This window comes from Aliivibrio sp. 1S175, from assembly GCF_001690985.1.
GTDB lineage: Bacteria > Pseudomonadota > Gammaproteobacteria > Enterobacterales > Vibrionaceae > Aliivibrio.
Window position 1 is genome coordinate 286,225 of sequence record NZ_MAJS01000035.1, and the last position, 21,835, is coordinate 308,059.

Genomic DNA, 21,835 nt, shown 5'->3' on the forward strand with positions numbered 1-21,835 from the left:
ATAATTAATTCAATTTCTAAGAGTACTATAGTGGTAAGAGTGTGAAGGATTCGTGAAGAGAGAAATGAAAGTATTAATTGTTGAAGATAACCACCACGTAGCAGAAACCATTGCCGATTATTTAGAGCTTGTCGGTATTGATATCGATTGTGCGTATCATGGCGTTGCGGCGATTGAAATTCTAAAAAAAGAAAGCTTCGATGTCATCGTAATGGACATTATGATGCCAAAACTTGATGGTATCAGTACTGTTGAATCATTAAGAAACGATCATGCTTGCAGCACTCCAATTCTATTTTTAACCGCCAAAGACACCCTTGAAGATAAAATTCATGCCTTTGAAGTCGGTGGAGACGATTACCTTGTAAAACCTTTTGCCATGGAAGAATTACATATACGTTTATTGGCTTTATCCAAACGCGGACGTCGTACCGACATTGGAAAACTAACGTTTAAAGATATGGAAATGGATATCAAAGCAGGCACCTTATCTCGCCAACAACGATTAATAAAACTGGCCCCTATTCAATTAAAAATTATTGCATTATTAATGAAAAAAGCGCCTGATATAGTCAGTAAAAATGAACTTATTGAACATATTTGGGGTGATGAATCCCCGTCAAGTGATGCATTACGAAGTCATTTATACACCATTAGAAACGCCATTGATAAAGGCTTTGATACCTCAATACTAGAGACGATTCATGGAAAAGGTTACCGACTTAAATAACACAATAAAGCACCCTAGTTTCTTTAAAAAAATACGTTGGACGTTTGGCATACTGACGTTTTTAATGTTCTCTTTATTTTGGTCTGTTATCTACATTGCTGAAGATCAATTAGAAATAATTAGTCTTCATCATTGGCTTGATACCGAAGCAAATCAATACATCAGAAAATACCCTCAATTAGGCGAAGAAACACCTTTGCCTAATGAAGAAGAGTTCTCTACTTATTGGAGCGAACAAGAACACCCTCTTTGGTTAAATACTTATAATAAACCGGGGCTATACGAGCAACAACTCGGTATTGAAGATAAACATTTTATCGTTAAGCCTCATCCATCTGGTTCAGGCTTATTGTATGTTCTCTTTCAAGATGATTCCGATGATTATTTAGATGAATACGAAGCAACTTTGCATATATTAACCTTATCTCTTGGTGGTATTTCTACTATTTTAATGATCTTATACGGCATTTATTTTGTTCGTAGTATTTCCTTACCGCTTCGCCATATTCAACATAAAGTGGAACTCATGTCTCCAGAGTATGATGACTTCACAGTTGATACTAAGTACCAAGAAACGCGAGATATCGAGCGAACTCTCCTAGAAAATAAACATCATATTGCTCAATTTTTCACTCGGGAAAAAGAGTTTAGCCGCTTTGCGTCACATGAATTAAGAACCCCTATCATGGTTATTCAAGGCTCTGCTGATTTACTCGCAAAAGTGCCTAATCAACCCAATGTCGCTTTAAAAGCCATCAATCGCTTACATCAAGCCAGTGAAGAAATGACGTTACTAACAGAGACCTTTTTGTTACTCGGTAAGCAAGACATTGAAACTCACCATTTTCATCAATATCAAATAGATAAAATATTAAATACACAATTGAAACACCTGAAACCTTTATTTGCAAAGCAAGAAATGGGCGCAGAACTCTCTATAAAACAAGGAGAACCCTGCCTTGCTCCAAGTAGTTTTATCACTGTAGTTATAAATAATTTGATTAAAAATGCATTCAGTTACAGTGTTGGTGATATCGAAATAAGCTTAAATGAAAATACTCTATGTATCTCCAATTGCCATGATGGCAACGATACTTACAACGCAGGCTATGGCTGTGGATTAGTCATTGTTGAAAGAATTTGTGAAAGAATGAACTGGCAGTTTGAGATACAGCAAACTGAAAAATACTTTATTACGACGGTTATCTTTAGTTCTTATGACCTTTCAATCTCGTAGTAAGCAGAGAATTGACAGTAAAACAACACAGATTTTGATACACTTTACTTAATAAAAACACAAAGAATGGATACCACTGTGAGCGAAATTAATTCAGTTTCAAATTTATCAAACATTAATATATTCCCAGTAAAATCAATTTCAGGAATTTCAGTGTCTGCCGCTAAAGTCGAAAAGCAAGGCTTGCAATGCGATCGCCGCTTTATGGTCGCAACCTTGGATGGCAAAATGATTACTGCACGTACTCATCCTAACATGGTAAAAATCAAAGCCATTATAGAACCTGATGGATTGATACTTTGTTATCCTGGCTTACTTGATTTACATCTAATTTTTAATGATTTTGACATGAAAAAGGTGACAACTACCGTCTGGAGTGATTCTTTTTCTGCCTATAGTACCACTCAAGAAGCCAATCAATGGTTCTCTGCAATTTTAGGCCTTCAAACACAACTGCTTTACTCTGGTGAGCAATCTAATCGTGTTCGTGAAAAAATCCAAACTAACGTAAGTTTTGCCGATGGTTATCCATTACTCGTGATCAGCGAAGCCTCTCTAGCAGAATTAAACAAACGCAGTACTGGCCACCAAACGATGGCACAATTTAGAACAAACCTTGTTGTATCAGGAACAGAAGCATTCATTGAAGATTCTTGGAAACGCATCCGTATTGGCGAAGTAGAATTTGAAATTGTTAAACCTTGCCAACGTTGTATCCTAACGACGGTAAATCCAAACACCGCTCAATACCATCCTAACAAAGAACCGCTAAAGACATTTTCGACTTTCCGTGCTGACGATTCTGGCAATGTCTATTTTGGTCAAAACCTCATTGCTAAAAATGAAGGCACGATTAACGTTGGTGACGTAATTGAAGTATTAGAAACCAAAGAAAAAGAGTTTTACGTCGATTCAAGCAAAAATACAGATACTTCAGAAACAACAGATCATAAAACAACACCTCAACGTGCTGCGGTATCAGAAGAGATCACCATTAGCTTAAACGGCAATTTATTTACAGGAAATACTGTTGAGCCTTTACTTCAACAAGCTGAGGCCGCAGGACTTAATATAAATAACAGCTGCCGTGCTGGTTTATGTGGTGCCTGTCGAGTTACTTTAGAATCTGGAGATGTTGAACAAGAAGATTCTCCGGCCTTAAATCAGCAGTTAAGAGATGCAGGAATGATCTTAGCTTGCTGCTCTGTACCTAAAACCGACATTGAAGTGGTTGATTAACCTAAACTGATGCTAAAAAGAGAAAGGCATAGGACGATGCCCTTCTCTCAGTTACAATAGCGCCAATTCGTAATTAAAGAGATCGTCATGTCAGACCAAGAAGAATTTGAAGTAGAAGCGATTGGTGTTGAAGTTAACATGCAACCAATTGAACTATACAAAGTATTAAAAATTGCCAATGTTGTGAATGGTGGCGGTGAAGCTAAGCACATGATTGGCGAAGGTTATGTTGGCGTCAATGGTGAATTAGAACAACGCAAACGTCGTAAAATGTACGATGGTGATGTGATTGAGTTTAATGAAGAATATTACGTAGTTATCTGTGACACTCCAGTTGGTGAGCTGCCAGAAGTTGAAGAGAAACCTCAATTTATTCCAGTAGAACCTGAGTATACAGAGCCAAAACCTAAGAAAGAAAAAAAGAAAAAGCAAAAGCCAGAAATACCAACTACGATTGATCCAGAAAGCGGTCGACGTTCAATTAACTTCTTCTAATCCAGTTTCAATAATAAGCCCCTATCTTCAGGGGCTTATTTATTACCCCAATAGCATGGCATCCTTCCGCCTTTTATTATTACAAATATGCAAAAGATATACTCTTCCCAACTTAATAACACCTTGTACCTAATGTGATTGTTATTACCGGACACTTAGGTGCCTTTTACTTTCTTAGCCAAGCAATGAAAACCCTACCTGTTGGTATTGCTCATGCTTCTTGGGCAGGACTGGCTATTATCGCTGTTACTTTAATTTCAAGCCTATTTTATCACCCGCATTTAGACAGCAAAATTTGGCTCGGTATTGGATTTATTAGTATCGGAATTGCGATCATAAATCTTTCATCTGTTCCACATACCCATTAATCTCTTTTTATTGTTATGATAGAAAAGGAAGCTATTTTTACTTTATAAACAGAATAAAAACAAAGAGGTTTTATGACCAAACAACCTAAGAAAGTGTTGATATTATTTGCTCACCCTTCCCAGCATCGTTCTGAAGTGAATGTGTCACTTTTAAAGGCAGCAAAGAAAATTGATCATGTTACTGTGGTTGACTTGTACCATGACTACCCAAAATTCAATATAGATATTGATAGAGAACAACAACTGTTATTAACCCATGATGTGGTTATTTTTCAATTCCCTCTGTACTGGTATTCTACACCTGCCATTCTCAAAGAATGGCAAGATATGGTATTAGAATATGGCTTTGCTTATGGGACAGAAGGAAAAGCATTACAAGATAAAACCTTCCTATGTGCGATTACTGCTGGTGGCAAAGAAGAAGCGTACCAAACCAATGGCTATAATCAATTTACCATTCGTGAACTCCTTCATCCCCTTGAGCAAATGGCTTCTTTAACAAGTATGGAATACATTGCCCCACTTGTTTTATTTGGTGCACGTACTGCGTTGGAAGATGACCGCATAGAAAGACACTCTGACCGTTTTAAAAATTTACTCTCTGCATTAATTGAAGATCGTGTTGATATTGAAATCGCAAAAACACTGCCAAAATTAAATCATTCGTTTGATAAATTTATTAAGGACCCAGCATCATGACAGGATATTTTCTACAAGCCTTTATCTACCTGTTTGCCGCCGTCGTAGCCGTACCTATCGCTAAACGCCTTGGCCTTGGTTCTGTACTTGGTTATTTAATTGCTGGTGTCGTGATTGGTCCAATTATTGGATTAGTTGGCGAAGAGACTACAACGATCCAGCACTTTGCTGAATTCGGTGTTGTAATGATGCTGTTCCTTGTTGGTCTTGAGCTTGAACCTAAAATGCTATGGGGAATGCGTCATCGCTTAATGGGACTAGGTGGATTACAAGTCGGAGGTACTACTGCCATTGTTATGGCTATTGCCCTATTCTTTGGTCAACCTTGGACCATTGCATTGAGTATTGGTTTAATCTTTGCGCTTTCTTCAACCGCTATCGTGTTGCAGACATTCAATGAAAAAGGACTAGCTAGAACAGAAGGCGGACAAAACGCATTCTCTGTGTTGTTATTTCAAGATATCGCCGTTATTCCAATGCTCGCTTTCATTCCGCTATTAGCATTACCCGAGTTGGTTGAAAAAGCCCAATTAGCCGCAGCAAGTGCAGCAGAGCATCATGACGAAATCAGCTTAGTCGTCGGTCTTCCGGGTTGGGCCTATGGTATGGTGATCTTAGCGTCTATTGCTATCGTCGTTGTCGGTGGTCACTACTTAAGTCGTCCGTTATTCCGTTTTGTCGCAAGCTCAGGCCTACGAGAGATCTTTACTGCCACGGCATTAATGCTTGTGATTGGTATCGCAGCACTGATGAGTTTAGTGGGTCTATCTCCTGCTCTGGGGACTTTTTTAGCCGGCGTAGTATTAGCGAACTCAGAGTTTAGGCACGAACTAGAATCTAATATTGATCCTTTTAAAGGCTTATTGCTTGGGTTATTTTTTATCACAGTAGGTGCAGGCATCGATTTTGGTATTCTGTTTGACGACTTCTTTACTATTATCGGTCTTACCCTTGGTGTTATGGCTCTAAAAGCCTTGATATTATACGTTCTCGCCTTAATTTTTAAGATTAAAAACAGCAATCGTTGGTTGTTTACATTAAGTCTGGCTCAGGCTGGTGAATTTGGTTTTGTACTATTAAGCTTTACCGTTCAAAGTCATGTTCTTCCTCCTGAAATTGCACAACCGTTATCATTAGTGGTTGCACTTTCGATGTTCTTAACTCCAGGGCTATTCATCTTATTTGATAAAGTGATCTTACCTCGATTTGAGCAAAAATCGAATGATCGTGAAACCGACAGTATTGATGAGAAAGGCACGGTAATTATCGCGGGTGGAGGTCGTTTTGGACAAGTAGTCAATCGCTTCTTAGTATCAAATCATGTAAAAACCATTGTGCTTGACCACCAGGCAGATCAGGTTGACTCATTACGACAAGTAAATACAAAGAGTTACTTTGGTGATGCGACTCGCCCTGACCTACTGCATACCGCTGGAATCGAACATGCAGCAATGTTGGTTGTTGCCATCGATAACCAAGAAAGCAGTGTCGAATTGGTAAAATACGTTAAGCACACTTATCCAAAAGTAAAAGTGCTCGCTCGTGCTTACGATAGAGGCCATTCTTATATGCTTCGTTGTGCAGGTGCCGATTTTATTGAATCTGAAACGACTCGTTCTGCGCTTGAGATGGGAGCAGAAGCAATGCGTGAACTTGGCCAACATCCATTCCATGTTGAACAACAAAAATTGGCCTACAAAAAGGTAGAGAATCAAAGCTCTGATAAATTATATCAAGCGTGGTTAGATGACTCCGAAGGCGAACGATTTGATAATAACTATCGTAAACTTTTCATTGAGCTTGAAAGCACCATTAAACATGCCATGAGTAAAGATCGCTCTGATAAACACAATCAATCAGAGCGTGCTTGGACTCCACCACCAAAAGGCTATGCTGATGATCTTGATGAGTAATCACGTGAATAAATAACTCAAGTATCCACACATAAAAATGCCCTACTCATTACTGACTAGGGCATTTTACTTTGGAACTATACACTCCTTATTCTTTGCATTCAGAATAACAACTTGGCTTTCTCGGGCACACCGCACCACGAGAACAAATCACTCTCGCATCCGTTTCTAACCCACGCTCAATCCAATTAATATTTAATATCTTAGCGACACTGATCAACTCTCTTTTTATACTCTTGGCTATCGGGCTTTCTCCACCATTTTTGACACACGCTTTTTGTAAATCACGAGCTAATGAAACAGCATCTTTACCTTGTGCTTCAATGGCTGGGTTTAAATCAATTCCGGCACACAACACTCGATTATTACCCGCAGGATCGGTCATATTCACCGATTCACAACAATAAATACGCGGTTCATTATCGACATTAAGAATGGATATCTGAGCCGAACTCCCCTCTTTTGGTTCTGATAATCGGCGAAATACCGCCCAATGATGACAAGGGTCATTCACTTGTTTCATATTTCCCCAAGGCAGAGGGATACCATTACCTCGATACACCGCTTTAAGCTTGCCCGGAGCATACGCATCAAAATAATGCCAATGAGGGTAAGGAGAAACGACCGTCATTCGCCTCATAGCAACAGAAGGAGAGACGCCAGCCAAGCGATGAGCATCTATTTCATACCCATGTCTATCAAGTAATTGTCTAAATGGAACTCGTGGACATAATAGAGCACCAGCGAAAAAACTGGATTCAAAATCACGCCATGCATTCAAAATGTCTTGTGCGTTTAGTGAGCTATCTGTGTGGTGTATTTCATCATCAAATACACGATGACTGCCCACAGATAATGAGCTCTTTAACCCTTCTTTGTTATGTAAAACACAGTGCCCAATATAAACGGCTAAATCATACTTTAATCGCGTTGGGTGATTCTTTAAGATCTCATTCAGATACACAGTACATGGCGGCTCAAAAAAAGAGGTCAAGAGCTCTTTACCATTAACACCGAATTCATCTACGACTGATTTAGGCGTTTCTTTTACCCATTTGAATATCAAGCCATGCTTAGCCGCAATATCCATCATCTGCTCAACACTGAGTGGCAGTTGTTTTAACCCAACCTCTTCTGCTGCACGCTCTAAATCAGGAAAGTGATTTTGATTGTTTTCTTGATGGGCTCGAATAAGAAGGTGTGCAAATTGACGGCCAGTAACCCCTGTTTGGTTGAGCATTTCAGGAATAGCAATTTGAAGGATGTCATTAGAGAACAGAAAACTCGGTTCCAATGCCATTCCACTGATCCCACCTTTTCTGCCTTTATCAGGCGTAATAGCCTGAGACTCAGGTTCACTGTCTAAAAACCATGATGATTCTTTTTGGAACACAGTAGCGATAACTTCTAACATATCAGCGCTGGGAACCCGCTTTCCTCTCTCTATCATAGAAAGATAAGACACTGATGGTGAATTCTCGGGATCCACACGAATGCATCGCGTAGAGAGATCTTCCATCGTTAAGTGATTGCGTTTTCTCAGGTTTCGAATTTTAGTCCCAAGAAAATGACTTTGTCTAATTATACTTTTTGACTGACGCATCTTGTAAAATTCACACTGTTAAGTTTTTGTTGTGAAATTGTAGTCAATATTAAGCTAAGCTTCAATACAAGTAAGCAAACAACTCTGACCAGTGTGACTTACTTACCAATGTCGATAAGAAATTGGCATTACTTAAGGACTATTTATTCGAGGGCAAGACTATGGCTATCACAAATATAAACAACACAAACAATGCACAACAAGAAACTCCGTTTATGGCTGAAGCTGTCTATGCCGTGGAAAACATGGATGCAGGTCATACAGAAGAAAAACAACACAACATTAAAAATTTACTCGACCAACTGTTCCCTTTAACAAAAGGATCGCATCAAGAGGTAACCAACTATCTATTAGATTATCATCATTTAGTGGTGTTTTTTAAAGATGGCGGTTGCAGTGGTTTGCGTAACCCTGGGAAGTTTGTGGCATTTACAGGTCATCGTTCTTCTCCAGACACCATTCTTTTAAAAGACAACAGTGGCAGCCATGTTGAAATCATTTTTGGTCATCATGAGCCGGGGAAAAATACACTAGTAACGATTGAAGATATTGAAATGGAGACGTGTACTACGTTTAGTCAAGATTTCAGTTTAGCAGCAATGCGTCATTGGATTAGTTTACTAAAACGTGATGAGAAATCGCATCATAAAGCTCATCGTGAAGATAAAGAATACACAGCAAAGAATGGGGACGATTACCAACTTGCTTGCTGTTTTAGTCTTTAAACAAAATATCAATAGAATGGACCATTATATGATTTTTAATAATGGTCCATTTCCATCTAAATCTTTCAATTTTTATTATGATCCGATTCATTCTTTAATCTTCATTTTTTCTACTTTTGTAAGTTTTGAAACAACAAGATCATAAGAATTATCTATCCATGACTCTATCATGCTCATTGTGACATCTTCTGAGCACCTTACTGTAATCCAATGTTTTTTACTCATATGGTAGCCACGTTGAATCTCTTTAAACTCTTCTGTAAGGAACGTTACGTCTTCTGGTTTCGCTTTAAGCGTAATCTCTAGCTGATCTTTTCTATATCCAATTAATGCAAACATTTTACCAAAAACTTTAAACACATGAGCTTCTGGTCCAAATGGAAATGAATCTTCACTGCATGGTTTGGCAAGTAGATAATTGATCCATTCCTTTTCTTGAATGTTGCTCTCCATCAATAGCTCCGTCCTATTTTATGTTAATATCTTTGTACTTTAATTTACCGTGAAGAAACAGTAATGTCATCAGAACTTAAGCTTATTCCTATTGCAATTCTATGCGCGGTTCTTTCAGTTGTAGGACATATTATTCTTAGCAGCCTTTTTTCTAATGCGAGTTGGCTTGAATACACTGCGGCATTTATTCCATTACTTATGATTATTATTGTTTATTTTGCTTTTCAATTTGCCGCTAAAAATGATGACCGATAACGTTTTTTCTGCCCTAAATTGAGTGCTTCAATTTATATTGTTCAGGAGTGCAATCGGCATATCGCTTAAACATAGTAATGAAAGGGCTAGTTTGACTATAACCTAAACTAAATGCGATCTCTTTAATTGACATTTTTTTACGCAATAATTCTAATGAATAAAGGTATCTAATACGTAACCGCCATTCCGTAAAACTCATTCCTAATTCATTTTGACAATGACGTGCTAACGTTCTCTCTGTTGTATGATTCCGGGCAGCCCATTCAGCTAACGTTCTTTCATCAGCAGGATTGGATTCTAACGTTTCTAAAATTGGCTTTAATAATTTATCTTTTGATGTTGGTAAAAAACGTTCACTCTGTTTTGCAACTAATAGTTGATCAAATAAAACGCGGATCAACCTATCTTCTTGCTCATTTTCTGGTTGCTGTATACCTTGCTCACGTAACTCCGCAATAAGAGCTTCCACTAAAGGGCTCACTTCCAATAAACACGTATGAGAAGGCAGCTTCTTTGCTAAATCAGGAATAATATTTACGGAACAATAGGCAATAGGTTTACGGTTATAACTTTGATGCTGCATTCCAGCAGGAACCCAAATAGCAAAATGTGAAGGAGCAAGAAAGCGATGGCCTTCCGCTTTTAACTCTAAAATTCCCCCACTTATAATTTGTAATTGCCCCCATGAATGGGAATGGGAACGAGTTTCAGTATTTGACCGAAACGCGTCAAATAATAAATAAATATCTGACGGCAGAGTTTCAAAAGTGACTGATGCTTGTATGTGCCGTTTAACTGCCATCTATCTTCCTAATTCACGGTGTATAACTGTTTGAATATCAACTAATAATTTGTAACTAAACCATATAAGCATAGTTACTTAGCACTAACAAGCATATTAATAGAAAAAAAGAAAACCAACTTAAATACACTTTGCTTATTCACATTTTAAAACATATTACCATTCTTGTTATAATGAAGAAAAAATAAAAATAATTTTACCTACAAACCATTTGCATTAGAGTATCAATATGATTACTATGCAGCCAATTAATCTATAACTTGTCTTTATTTGTTTTAAATCAAAAGCATATCGAGTAACAGTAATAATGATTTGGCTAATTAGATTTATTGTTAACTGCGTTCCATTTATTATGGTTAATTATAATGAACATATTCATATTAAAATAAGAAAATTGACAGTGTCACGATTATTTAAATGTAATTAATAAATAAATATCATGGTGTAAAACATCTTACCCATTTATTTAATTATATTAACATCATGAAGTTTATTTCATTCGGTTTAAAAGCAAAGCGAGAATTTATTTCATTAAAAATGACAACCTCATTTCTTTTATATTATAAAATCACTATTTCCGAGGTCGACTGTGTTAGAAAAAAACACCTCTATGGAAAGCATTTCTCGACGGATCGAGGTAAGAAAAGCAGAACTAGGGCTTTCCAACATCCAAATTGCTACTGCGTGTGATGTATCCACCAGGACTGTGATCAACTGGACTAGCGGACTTTCTAGTCCGCATATATCCAAGCTTGTTCCGTTAAGTTTTGTTCTTAAAAAAGAGATCAATTGGATCATATCAGGAAGTAATGACATTTCTGATTGGTTAGGCGTAACCATGTCTGATGTGATCGAATTTCATCAGCAACTATCAAAGTACTCAAAATCTGAACGAACCATGTTGTTTAAGTCAATCAGTAGCTTAATTCAGCAATTTGGCTTTATTTTAAAAACAAAAGGGACAAAGTAAACATCGAATTTATTTAGCGCATATAGATAAAATATGCGCTATCAAGACCTTCCTTTTTTATGACCCATCGCAATTTCTAATTTTCCTTTTTGATCCATACTCACTCCTTGCCTTCTTTTCAACTATACAGAGTGACTATCATGAAAAACCTTGTAGAACGCTTTCTTTCTTATGTAAGTATCGATACCCAATCAAATCCTGCAGCACCACAGTGCCCAAGTACAGAAAAGCAATTCAACTTAGCAAAACAATTAATCGCTGAGTTAAACGAATTAGAGCTTTCTGATGTCTCTTTAGATAAAAATGGCTATGTCATGGCTCGCTTGCCTTCAAACGTTGATTATGACGTGCCTGCTATCGGGTTTGTTGCCCACATGGATACGGCGCCAGATGCATCTGGTGAAAATGTAAAAGCACAAATTATTAAAAACTATCAAGGTGAAACAATCACATTAGGCACCAGCGGTGAAGAGTTAAATCCAACCCAATTTCCTGATTTAAAAAACCTTATCGGTCATGATTTAATTACCACCGACGGCACTACTCTATTAGGTGCAGATAATAAAGCGGGCATTGCAGAAATCTTAACTGCAATCGCCATCTTACAAGCAAACCCAGAGATCCCTCACGGTGATATCTGCATTGGCTTTACGCCAGATGAAGAAATTGGTCGTGGTGCAAACTTATTTAATGTAGAAAAATTCAATGCTAAGTGGGCTTATACCATTGATGGTGGTCCCGTTGGTGAATTGGAGTATGAAAACTTTAACGCCACTAGCGCTGATGTGATTTGTCACGGGGTTAACGTTCACCCGGGCACAGCCAAAGGAAAAATGATCAACTCAATGAACATTGCCGCACAATTTCAATTGATGATGCCTGCTGAAGAAACACCGGAAGGCACTGAAGGCTACGAAGGTTTCTACCACTTAAAATCAATGAATGCAGGTGTTGCCAAAACTGAACTTGGTTATATTGTGCGTGATTTTAGTCGTGAAGGCATGGCAGAGCGTAAAGCCTTTATGCAACAAAAAGTCGATGAACTGAACGAAAAACTAGAAAAAGGCCGTGTTGAGCTGATTTTAACTGACAGTTACTTCAATATGCGTGAAATGGTAGAGCCTCATCCACACGTCATTGAGTTAGCAAAACAAGCGATGACGGCGTGTGATGTGCAACCAGACATCAAGCCTATTCGTGGCGGAACAGACGGCGCTCGTTTATCATTCATGGGATTACCTTGTCCGAATATCTTTACTGGTGGTTACAATTTCCACGGTATTCATGAGTTCATTACCATTAATGGCATGAAACAAGCGGTTGATGTGATTGTGAAAATTGCAGAGTTAAACGCAATCAACAATAAGTAATTCATTACACTATTTCTAAAACATAAAAAATGCCCGATGATTAACTCAAATCATCGGGCATTTTATTTGTCTTAACCGTTATTTAGCACATTTCAGGTTCTGGTTGTAATACCTTTTCAACCTTCACCGCTGCGACTTTAAACTCAGGGATCTTGGCATGAGGATCAAGTGCAGTTGTGGTCAATTTGTTCGCCGCCGCTTCCACAAAATGGAACGGTACAAATATCACCCCTTCTTGCATACGCTTAGTCACAAACGCTGGTGCTTCAATCGTGCCACGGCGTGTTGATACTCGAACCATCTCACTGTTTGAAATACCTAAACGCTCAGCATCTGCCACACTCATCATGGCACGTGGACCCGCTAGATTATTCAATCCTTTGGTTTTACGAGTCATGGTGCCAGTATGGTATTGCTCTAATAAGCGACCCGTAGTCAGCACTAATGGATACTCTTCATCAGGCAGTTCTGCGGCGTATCTGAATGGTACAGCGGCCATCTGACCTTTTCCACGAATGAATTTCTCACTATGCATGATGCGCGTTCCTTCTGGATTCGCATCATTACATGGCCATTGAAGTCCATTTTTACCAATAGCATCCCAATGCATGCCTTGATACTGCGGCGTAACTTGAGTGATCTCTTCTGTGATCTCCTCAACCGATTGATAGCTCCAATCTCCGCCCATCGCTTTCGCAATTTCTTGAATGATCCACCAGTCTTCTTTCGCTTCACCCGGAGGATTAACTGCCGGAGAAATACGCTGAACACGACGCTCTGTATTAGTGAAATGCCCCGCTTTTTCAGCAAACGAACACGAAGGCAAGATCACGTCTGCGTATGCGGCGGTTTCCGTCATGAAGATATCTTGTACCACTAAGAAATCTAACGTCTCTAAACCGTGAATAACGTGCGCTTGGTCAGGATCACTCAATACTGGATTTTCACCCATAATGAATAAGCCCTTCACTTCTGAATGGCATGCTGCATCAATGATTTCTGTTAACGTTAAGCCTTTCTTATTTGGTAAGTTTGGCTTATTCCATGCTTTAACAAACTTCTCGTAAACCGCTGGATTCTCCACTTTTTGGTAACCAGGGAAATCCGTTGGCAACGCGCCCATATCACACGCACCTTGTACGTTTGATTGACCACGAAGTGGATTAATACCACCGCCTTCAATACCAATGTTGCCACACAGCATTTGTAAATTAGCAATAGAACGAACGTTATCATGACCTGTCGTGTGCTGCGTAATACCCATTGAATAGTAAATAGCTGTGCGCTCGGCTGTTCCGATATAACGCGCCATTTCAATCACATCGTGCGCTTTCACGCCAGTGATTAATTCAATTTTCTCAGGCGAATACGTCTCTGACATTACTTCTGCTTTCAGCTCATCAAAGCCTTCAACACGTTCTGTTATGTACGCTTGATCATGCCAGTTATTTTTAATGATCTGCTGCATGATACCGTTAAGTAACATCACATCCGTCCCCGGACGCTGCGCTACATACAACTCAGCATGATCAGAAATATCCACTTGCTTAGGATCGGCAACAATCAAACGCGCACCGTGATGGCGAATGGCCTGTTTAATATGAGACGCAATGATCGGGTGAGCCGATGTGGTGTCTGAACCAATAATAAAGATCAGATCTGAATGTTTGATACTTGGAATATCATTGGTCATTGCCCCACTGCCGATAGAGGCCTCTAAACCCGTTACCGTGGTTGAGTGACATAAACGTGCACAGTGATCGAGATTATTTGTTTCAAACTCACAGCGAACCAGTTTCTGGAATGCGTAGTTATCTTCATTGGTTGTTTTCGCTGAAGAGAAGCCCGCTAATGCATTGCCACCATGTTGCGTTTTAATTGCATTAAACTTATCAGCAACCAGCGTGATCGCTTCTTCCCAACTTGCAGGAACGAGTTCGCCATTCTTACGAATTAACGGTGTTTTTAAGCGCTCTTCACTGCTGACAAAATCAAACCCAAAACGACCTTTAACACATAACATGCCTTCGTTCACCGGAGACGATTTCGCCCCTTGCACGTATTTGATTTTGTTTGTTGATTCATCCACCATCATGGTTAACTTACAACCCACACCACAATAAGTACAAATGGTATCTACTGGTTTTAAAATTTCAATTCGGCCTTGAGACTTATCACGAGAATCAACCAATGCACCAACAGGGCACGCTTGAACACACGCACCACATTGCACACAATTGGAGTTACCCATGTCATAACCGTGTTCAAAACCAGCACGACATTCAGGGCGAGAGGCATTGGTACCGTCTTCATTTTTCATGAAGCTCAATACGCCATGTACGCCTTTTTCATTACAGGCATCAACACACTGACCACAGCTGATACAGCGGTTGGCATCAAACACGATAAATTCAGAGCTGGTATCGATAGCAAACTTCTGTTTACTTTCGTTGCTTAAATCTGTCTCATCCGCTTTATATTCCGTCGCATAATCACGCAAACCACAATTGGTGTTCGCCTGACACGCACACTCTAAACAGCGCTCTGCTTCACGGATCGCATCGGTATTATCAAAGCCCGTTTCGACTTCTTCAAAACTTTGCTCGCGCTGCTCTGCCGTTAATTCAGGCATGATAACGCGCATCGCTTTTTGGATGTGCTCGAAATATTTAGGATCAACCTGCTTCGTCTTCTTCTCTTTTTGAGAGTTAAACTGTTTAGTCGGTATTTTCTCCATATCACCCTTAAAGAAACGATCAATCGCTTCTGCGGCAATACGACCATCAGCAACGGCTTCAATCGCTGTTGCAGGGCCACGACGAAAATCACCAATGCTAAAGATGTTTTTCACACCGCTGTGCATGGTTAAGCTATTAGAATCAGCCGTGTTCCAACGCGTCAACGGGAAATCAATCGTGTCGTTTTCTAGAAAGCTTAAATCTGGTTTTTGAGATACGGCTGAAATTACGGTATCAAAGTCTTCAATGAAGAATTCACCTGTCGCTTTAGGGCTTCGTCGGCCTGATGCATCCGGTTCGCCCAATGCCATTTTCTCTAAGCGAACTTGGGTAACACGCCCTTCTGAATCTGCAATATTCTCAACAGGATTAGTTAAGAAATGGAATTTAACGCCTTCATGTTCAGCCTCAACCACTTCGTAATCTTCAGCGGGCATGTCTTCACGAGTACGACGATAAATAAGCGTGGTATCAGCACCATCACGCACCGCAGTACGCGCACAGTCAATCGCTGTGTTACCACCACCAATAACCGCTACTTTTTTACCGGTAATGAGTTTAGATTCCATTACGTAATCTTTTAGGTAATCAACACCTAAATAACAACCACCAAGCCCACTGCCTTCATACTGCATTTCTACCGCTTTAGACGCACCAACAGCCAAACACACCGCATCATAATCATCACTTAACTGTGATAATAAGAAATCTTCACCTAATTTAACCGAGGTTTTGATCTCCATACCATTACGGCACATCAACTCAATTTCTTTGTCTAGAATCGATTTTGGTAAACGGTACTCAGGGATACCATAGCGTAACCAACCACCTGCTTTAGGCATCGAATCAAACACCGTGACGTTGTAACCCTCATTGGTTAGGTAATAACCACAGGTTAATCCACCAGGGCCACTGCCAATAACAGCTATGGATTTACCTTTGTCTGCTTTTTTTGGCGGTACATACGATTCTTGAGCATGTAAATCTGCATCAGCCGCGTGACGTTTTAGCTGACGAATAGCCAATGGCTCATCAACCAAGCCACGACGACACTCGGTTTCACAAAAAGCAGGACACACACGACCAATCGATAATGGCATTGGTAATGTTCGTTTAATGACTTCAATGGCTTTTTGATGATCATTCTGCGAAATATGATACAGATATGACTGTATATCCACGCCAGCAGGACACGCGGTTTGACACGGCGCTTCGCAATCTGCGTAATGATCAGAAAGTATTTTATTTAATGCACTTTGACGACGTTTTGCTAACGCTTCAGACGAAGTGATCACTTGCATTCCATCAACCGCTTTTGTTTCACAAGCGCGTTGAATTCCTTGTCCCTCGATTTCTACTACGCACAAATCACATGGCAATTTTTCACCATTAATATTGTTTCCGCACAGTGAAGGGATCTCGACATTGCATTCCTTTGCAGCTGCTAACAGTGTTATCTCTTCATCGATAGTGAATGTTTGGTTATCTATAGTTATTTTCATCATTCAATACCCAGATTGACTTATAATTTTCTCGATTATATCACCTCATTTCGAGTGTTTTTGATGTCACTCGCAAATCTGCTGTCAGCGTAATCTAAAACGCGCAAATTATTCCATCATCCGTCGCGTAAAAGTACCGAAAACACGTTCGTATAATGAAAAACGTGTGACTCATGCACCATTACGAAAACAAAACGAAAGCGCGAACGAGCATAATTGCGCTAAATCAAAGAAAGTGTCGAACATTCATATCATGATGGTTTCATACATCAAAAGTAGTAAAAAAGAGACCACATTATGGACAAAACTTCTCGATTAGACACCTCTGTAATCATCATCGGAGGGGGAGCAACTGGCACTGGCATCATGCGTGATTGTGCACTGCGTGGCATCGATTGTATTTTGATCGAGAAGGACGATTTAGCCTCTGGAACCACAGGTAGAAATCATGGCTTACTTCATTCTGGCGCGCGTTATGCGGTGACTGATAACGAATCAGCTAAAGAATGTATCCATGAAAATAAAATTCTAAAAAATATCGCAAAACATTGTGTTGAGGATACACAAGGCCTGTTTATCTCTCTTCCTGATGATGATTTAGATTTTCAAAAGCAGTTTATTGAATCATGCCAAGTTGCTGGTATTGAAGCAAAACAACTTACCCCTAAAGAAGCCTTATTACTTGAGCCAAACGTCAACCCTAATCTAATTGGCGCGGTTCAAGTACCCGATGGAACACTTGACCCTTTTCGTTTATGTGCGGCAAATGTACTTGATGCGAAAGAAAATGGTGCGCGTTTGCTCACACACACTCACGTAACCTCGCTTATTCGCCATCAAGATACGGTGCTTGGGGTTAATTGCATTGATGTGAGAACTAATCAAAAGATTGAAATATTTGCTTCAGAAGTGATTAACGCCGCAGGTATTTGGGGACAAAATATTTGTGAATACGCTGATTTGAGTATCAAGATGTTCCCAGCGAAAGGCTCTCTACTGATCTTAGATTATCGTATTAATAACTTAGTAATAAACCGTTGCCGTAAGCCATCAGATGCTGACATTTTAGTTCCCGGTGACACAATTTCACTGATAGGAACCACCTCTGAGCACATTGACTACGATAAAATTGATGACTTACATGTCAGCGCTAAAGAAGTGGATATTCTATTAAGTGAAGGCGCGAAATTAGCCCCAATAATGGCCAACACTCGTGTACTTCGTGCTTATGCTGGTGTTCGTCCGTTGGTCGCTGTTGATGATGATGGCTCGGGTCGAAATATAAGCCGTGGCATTGTCTTGCTTGATCATGGTGAAAAAGATGGCCTCAATGGTTTCACAACCATTACCGGAGGCAAGTTAATGACCTCTCGTTTGATGGCAGAAATGACGACCGATCTCGTGGCGAAAAAACTAAATAACAACCAAGAATGTACAACACATAGCCGTCCACTCCCAGGTTCAAATAGTGCTTCTATCGCAGCGAAAAAAACCGCAAGCCTGGCAAAACCTGTTTATCAAAGTGCGGTATATCGTCATGGTGAACGGGCGCAGCAATTTTTGACTGATAACGCCAAAGATCAAGCGGTGATCTGTGAATGTGAAATGGTAACTCAAGGCGAAATTAACTACGCCATCAATCAATTAGATGTTCACAATCTGGTGGATCTTCGTCGCCGTACTCGTTTAGGTATGGGACCTTGCCAAGGCGAACTATGTACTTACCGTGCTGCGGGGCTTTTTGAAGAATGCGGCCAAGTCTCTGGCAATCAATCAAGCCAATTATTAACGCACTTTTTAGAAGAACGTTGGAAAGGCATTAAACCCGTTTTTTGGGGTGATGCATTACGTGAAGCAGAATTCAGTTATTGGATTTATGAAGGTCTGTTTGGCGCAAGTGACATTCCAACAAGTAATATGCCAACGCCGAATACTCAATTAGAAAAAGACCACGTAGACGGCTCTCAAATAACTACGTCTCAATCCAAAGAAAAACAAGAGGCAACATTATGAATTTCGATACCATTATCATTGGCGGTGGCATGGCTGGCTTAAGTTGTGCTTTACGCTGCTTAGAAGCTGGATTAAAAACAGCGGTGATAGCCTCTGGTCAAAGCGCTCTGCATTTCTCATCAGGCTCTGTCGACGTATTAGCAAAAACACCAGATGGTACGCATGTTGTCGACCCAATGGCGGCAATTGATGGCTTTTCGACTCATTATCCTGAACATCCTTACGGCACACTAGGAAGAGAAACGGTAAATCGCGCGATTGATTGGTACCAAGCAACGTTATCGACTATCGGTGTCCCTCTCGCCTCACAAGCAAATGGATGCAATCATTATCGATTAACGCCTTTAGGTACAATGAAATCAACCTGGTTATCACAGCCTTTTGTTCATCAATTCCCAATGGCATTAGAAAGCAATACAGTGCAAAAAATCGTATTAGTGACGATTGATGGCTTTCGTGATTTTCAACCAAAATTAGCGCAAGATAACCTAAAGCAGATCACTCAATTATCTGATATTGAAATTTCAACAGCAACCGTCTCTTTGTCTGCGTTTAATGACATTCAACGTAATCACTGTGAATTACGCTCCATTGATCTTTCTCGATTATTAGCAAAACGAGCCAACCTACAAGAGTTTGCGCATGCTCTGCAACAACACGCCAACCCCGGCGATCTTGTCGTAATCCCTGCCATTTTTGGTAACGGAAAAGGATTGGGATTTTTAAAAGAAATTGAAGCGTTAACCCAATTAACTTTATGTGAAGTCCCAACGATGCCACCTTCTTTATTGGGCATTCGATTAGAAGAAACGATGAAACACGCTTTCATTACTCAAGGGGGAGCATTACTCAATGGAGATCATGTCATTCAAGGTGAGTTCTCGTATGTTGATAAAGAAGACCCTGAGCATTCACATTACCGACTAAATCGAATTTTCACTAAAAATCATGGTGACTTTCCACTGCAAGCAAAACAGTTTGTACTAGCAACAGGCAGTTTCTTTAGCCAAGGCTTAAAAGCAAGTGCTGATTCAATGGAAGAACCTATTTTTGGTTTAGATATGGACCAAACCGCGTCTCGCACCGATTGGTATAGCTCTGCTTTTTTTAGTCCACAATCACACCCGTTTTTAAGTATGGGCGTAAAAACAACGCCACAATTGCAAGCTATAAAATCAGGTCATGTTATTGATAACGTCTATTGCGCCGGTGCCATTTTATCTGGTTATAACCCCGTATTAGAAGGCAGTGGCAGTGGCGTTGCAATTAGCTCTGGCTTTCATGCTGCAGAGTCTATTATCAAACAAATAAATCCTGAGTTTTTATCAGGCAATAAAATAAAAACACAACAAGAGGTCGCATTATGAGCAGCCCACTATTTAATTCAAACTTATTAAAAGACAAGTTTGCAAAAGATAACTTAATTTTTAGAGCGCCAGCAAATACGAGCTTTGATCAATGCCTAAAATGTACCGTATGTACCGTGTATTGCCCGGTTGCTAAAGAGAACCCTGATTACCCCGGTCCAAAACAATGTGGACCTGATGGCGAGCGTTTACGCTTTAAAAGCCCAGAATATTATGATGAAACCTTAAAACTCTGCACCAACTGTAAACGCTGTGAAACCGCGTGTCCGTCAGGGGTTAAAATTGGTGACATGATAGCAGTCGCTCGTGGAATACACGGAAGACCCGCGTATAACATGAAGGGGATCCGAGATTTTGTATTAAGTCATACTGACCTATTTGGCTCAGTCGCAACGCCGATTGCCCCTATTGTTAACGCAATGACGAGCGTGCCATTAGTTAAAAAAGTGATGCACAAAACCATTGGCGTTCATGATCATAAATCTCTGCCAAAATACTCTCACGGCACCTTTCGTAAATGGTATAAAAAAGAAGTTAATGATCAATCTATCTACCAACAACAAGTTCATTATTTTCATGGCTGTTTTGTAAATTATAACCACCCACAACTGGGGAAAGATTTTATTAAAGTAATGAACAACATGCACATTGGGGTTCAGTTATTAGATAAAGAGAAATGCTGTGGCGTGCCTCTTATCGCAAATGGATACCATAAAAAAGCACAGAAAAATGCAGAATTTAATGTCGCTAACTTAGAAGCAGCCATTGAACGTAGAGATGTACCGATTTTATCGACCTCTTCAACGTGCTCCTTCACCTTACAGCAAGAGTATCCACACGTACTGGATGTAGATAACAGCAAAGTAGCGAAGAAAATAGAATACGTAACTCGCTTTTTATTAAAAGAGATCATGAACGGTCGCGGCCCTAAAATGAAACCTTTAAATAAAAAAATTGTATATCATACGCCTTGCCACTTAGAGCGCAGTGGCGGCAACATTTACACCATTGAATTATTACGAGCGATACCGGGCTTAGAAGTGCAAGTACTGGACAGTGAATGTTGCGGCTTAGCAGGAACTTACGGTTTTAAAACAGAAAACTACGATACCTCTATTGCTATTGGTAAAAACATATTTGACCAAATAAAAGCGGCTAAGCCAGATTATGCCATTACCGATTGTGAAACCTGTAAATGGCAAATAGAAGAGAATACCAATATCACGACTATTCACCCAATCTCGTTATTGTGTGAAGCACTAATATAACCAACTGTAACGACATCGCTATACAGGGCAAAGACTCCCCACCGTCTTTGCCCTTTAAATTCTAAATCTAATGATACTAATAACATTA

Annotated in this window: 18 protein-coding genes; 14 read left to right on the forward strand and 4 right to left on the reverse strand. The window is 39.7% G+C overall.

Annotation, left to right across the window (positions count from 1 at the left end):
* The first annotated feature begins 64 nt into the window (after positions 1–64).
* From A6E06_RS12690 to A6E06_RS12720, 7 genes are all read left to right on the forward strand, one after another.
* Positions 65–730, forward strand: coding sequence for a response regulator transcription factor (locus tag A6E06_RS12690; RefSeq protein ID WP_065593367.1), 666 nt, complete (start codon positions 65–67; stop codon positions 728–730).
* Positions 705–1,967, forward strand: a complete 1,263-nt coding sequence (locus A6E06_RS12695; protein ID WP_065593366.1) for a HAMP domain-containing sensor histidine kinase — start codon at positions 705–707, stop codon at positions 1,965–1,967. The genes A6E06_RS12690 and A6E06_RS12695 overlap by 26 nt, the downstream gene beginning before the upstream one ends.
* A gap of 66 nt (positions 1,968–2,033) precedes the next feature.
* A complete protein-coding gene (locus A6E06_RS12700; RefSeq protein WP_065593365.1) occupies positions 2,034–3,206 on the forward strand; it encodes a YcbX family protein in 1,173 nt (390 codons plus the stop codon).
* Positions 3,207–3,293: 87 nt separating this feature from the next.
* Entirely contained in the window at positions 3,294–3,701 is a 408-nt protein-coding gene (locus A6E06_RS12705) for an RNA-binding S4 domain-containing protein (RefSeq protein WP_065593364.1), read from the forward strand.
* Between the two features lie 134 nt (positions 3,702–3,835).
* Positions 3,836–4,069 (forward strand): multidrug efflux SMR transporter, encoded by a 234-nt coding sequence (locus A6E06_RS12710; RefSeq protein ID WP_255310591.1) that lies wholly within the window; start codon positions 3,836–3,838, stop codon positions 4,067–4,069.
* 72 nt (positions 4,070–4,141) lie between these two features.
* Complete coding sequence (locus A6E06_RS12715; RefSeq protein WP_065593363.1) at positions 4,142–4,768, forward strand: NAD(P)H-dependent oxidoreductase; 627 nt, start codon at positions 4,142–4,144, stop codon at positions 4,766–4,768.
* Positions 4,765–6,681: a monovalent cation:proton antiporter-2 (CPA2) family protein gene (locus A6E06_RS12720; RefSeq protein WP_065593362.1), complete on the forward strand. Its 1,917-nt coding sequence runs from the start codon at positions 4,765–4,767 to the stop codon at positions 6,679–6,681. The genes A6E06_RS12715 and A6E06_RS12720 overlap by 4 nt, the downstream gene beginning before the upstream one ends.
* Positions 6,682–6,769: 88 nt before the next feature.
* Here the strand turns inward: A6E06_RS12720 and A6E06_RS12725 are convergent, their stop codons facing one another.
* Positions 6,770–8,284, reverse strand: coding sequence for a DUF3612 domain-containing protein (locus A6E06_RS12725; RefSeq protein ID WP_065593361.1), 1,515 nt, complete (start codon positions 8,282–8,284; stop codon positions 6,770–6,772).
* A gap of 161 nt (positions 8,285–8,445) precedes the next feature.
* On the opposite strand from A6E06_RS12725, the gene A6E06_RS12730 reads away from it, so the two are divergent.
* Positions 8,446–9,009, forward strand: a complete 564-nt coding sequence (locus A6E06_RS12730; protein ID WP_065593360.1) for a malate synthase — start codon at positions 8,446–8,448, stop codon at positions 9,007–9,009.
* Between the two features lie 87 nt (positions 9,010–9,096).
* Here the strand turns inward: A6E06_RS12730 and A6E06_RS12735 are convergent, their stop codons facing one another.
* The gene (locus tag A6E06_RS12735) at positions 9,097–9,462 is read right to left on the reverse strand and encodes an MmcQ/YjbR family DNA-binding protein (protein ID WP_141676964.1); all 366 of its coding nucleotides are present in this window, start codon (positions 9,460–9,462) and stop codon (positions 9,097–9,099) included.
* A 63-nt stretch (positions 9,463–9,525) separates the two neighbouring features.
* On the opposite strand from A6E06_RS12735, the gene A6E06_RS12740 reads away from it, so the two are divergent.
* Positions 9,526–9,717 carry a hypothetical protein gene (locus A6E06_RS12740; RefSeq protein ID WP_065593359.1) on the forward strand — a complete coding sequence of 64 codons (192 nt, stop codon included), beginning with the start codon at positions 9,526–9,528 and terminating at the stop codon, positions 9,715–9,717.
* 13 nt (positions 9,718–9,730) lie between these two features.
* Here the strand turns inward: A6E06_RS12740 and A6E06_RS12745 are convergent, their stop codons facing one another.
* A complete protein-coding gene (locus tag A6E06_RS12745; protein WP_065593358.1) occupies positions 9,731–10,519 on the reverse strand; it encodes a helix-turn-helix domain-containing protein in 789 nt (262 codons plus the stop codon).
* Between the two features lie 589 nt (positions 10,520–11,108).
* Here A6E06_RS12745 and A6E06_RS12750 point away from each other — a divergent pair.
* Together A6E06_RS12750 and pepT are read left to right on the forward strand one after the other, a co-directional pair.
* Positions 11,109–11,489: a helix-turn-helix domain-containing protein gene (locus A6E06_RS12750; protein ID WP_065593357.1), complete on the forward strand. Its 381-nt coding sequence runs from the start codon at positions 11,109–11,111 to the stop codon at positions 11,487–11,489.
* A 140-nt stretch (positions 11,490–11,629) separates the two neighbouring features.
* Entirely contained in the window at positions 11,630–12,859 is a 1,230-nt protein-coding gene (gene pepT, locus A6E06_RS12755; protein ID WP_065593356.1) for a peptidase T, read from the forward strand.
* 82 nt (positions 12,860–12,941) lie between these two features.
* On the opposite strand, the gene fdhF is transcribed toward pepT, so the two are convergent.
* Complete coding sequence (fdhF, locus tag A6E06_RS12760; RefSeq protein ID WP_065593355.1) at positions 12,942–17,102, reverse strand: formate dehydrogenase subunit alpha; 4,161 nt, start codon at positions 17,100–17,102, stop codon at positions 12,942–12,944.
* 294 nt (positions 17,103–17,396) lie between these two features.
* Here fdhF and glpA point away from each other — a divergent pair, with 294 nt between their 5' ends.
* From glpA to glpC, 3 genes are read left to right on the forward strand one after another with little or no spacing between them, the layout of a single operon-like run.
* On the forward strand, positions 17,397–19,112 hold the full coding sequence (gene glpA, locus A6E06_RS12765) for an anaerobic glycerol-3-phosphate dehydrogenase subunit A (protein ID WP_065593354.1): 1,716 nt from the start codon (positions 17,397–17,399) through the stop codon (positions 19,110–19,112).
* Positions 19,109–20,479 (forward strand): glycerol-3-phosphate dehydrogenase subunit GlpB, encoded by a 1,371-nt coding sequence (gene glpB, locus A6E06_RS12770; protein WP_065593353.1) that lies wholly within the window; start codon positions 19,109–19,111, stop codon positions 20,477–20,479. Before glpA ends, glpB begins: the two co-directional genes overlap by 4 nt.
* On the forward strand, positions 20,476–21,747 hold the full coding sequence (glpC, locus tag A6E06_RS12775; RefSeq protein WP_065593352.1) for an anaerobic glycerol-3-phosphate dehydrogenase subunit GlpC: 1,272 nt from the start codon (positions 20,476–20,478) through the stop codon (positions 21,745–21,747). The genes glpB and glpC overlap by 4 nt, the downstream gene beginning before the upstream one ends.
* Positions 21,748–21,835 lie beyond the last annotated feature (88 nt).

Excerpts from the sequence above, each read along its gene's own strand:
- A6E06_RS12745 (WP_065593358.1), bottom strand. The coding sequence starts at position 10,519 with ATGGCAGTTAAACGGCACATACAAGCATCAGTCACTTTTGAAACTCTG.
- A6E06_RS12695 (WP_065593366.1), top strand. The coding sequence starts at position 705 with ATGGAAAAGGTTACCGACTTAAATAACACAATAAAGCACCCTAGTTTC.
- A6E06_RS12715 (WP_065593363.1), top strand. The coding sequence starts at position 4,142 with ATGACCAAACAACCTAAGAAAGTGTTGATATTATTTGCTCACCCTTCC.
- A6E06_RS12725 (WP_065593361.1), bottom strand. The coding sequence starts at position 8,284 with ATGCGTCAGTCAAAAAGTATAATTAGACAAAGTCATTTTCTTGGGACT.
- glpB (WP_065593353.1), top strand. The coding sequence starts at position 19,109 with ATGAATTTCGATACCATTATCATTGGCGGTGGCATGGCTGGCTTAAGT.
- pepT (WP_065593356.1), top strand. The coding sequence starts at position 11,630 with ATGAAAAACCTTGTAGAACGCTTTCTTTCTTATGTAAGTATCGATACC.
- A6E06_RS12730 (WP_065593360.1), top strand. The coding sequence starts at position 8,446 with ATGGCTATCACAAATATAAACAACACAAACAATGCACAACAAGAAACT.
- A6E06_RS12705 (WP_065593364.1), top strand. The coding sequence starts at position 3,294 with ATGTCAGACCAAGAAGAATTTGAAGTAGAAGCGATTGGTGTTGAAGTT.
- A6E06_RS12690 (WP_065593367.1), top strand. The coding sequence starts at position 65 with ATGAAAGTATTAATTGTTGAAGATAACCACCACGTAGCAGAAACCATT.
- glpA (WP_065593354.1), top strand. The coding sequence starts at position 17,397 with ATGGACAAAACTTCTCGATTAGACACCTCTGTAATCATCATCGGAGGG.
- A6E06_RS12720 (WP_065593362.1), top strand. The coding sequence starts at position 4,765 with ATGACAGGATATTTTCTACAAGCCTTTATCTACCTGTTTGCCGCCGTC.
- A6E06_RS12735 (WP_141676964.1), bottom strand. The coding sequence starts at position 9,462 with ATGGAGAGCAACATTCAAGAAAAGGAATGGATCAATTATCTACTTGCC.
- A6E06_RS12740 (WP_065593359.1), top strand. The coding sequence starts at position 9,526 with ATGTCATCAGAACTTAAGCTTATTCCTATTGCAATTCTATGCGCGGTT.
- A6E06_RS12700 (WP_065593365.1), top strand. The coding sequence starts at position 2,034 with ATGGATACCACTGTGAGCGAAATTAATTCAGTTTCAAATTTATCAAAC.
- glpC (WP_065593352.1), top strand. The coding sequence starts at position 20,476 with ATGAGCAGCCCACTATTTAATTCAAACTTATTAAAAGACAAGTTTGCA.
- fdhF (WP_065593355.1), bottom strand. The coding sequence starts at position 17,102 with ATGATGAAAATAACTATAGATAACCAAACATTCACTATCGATGAAGAG.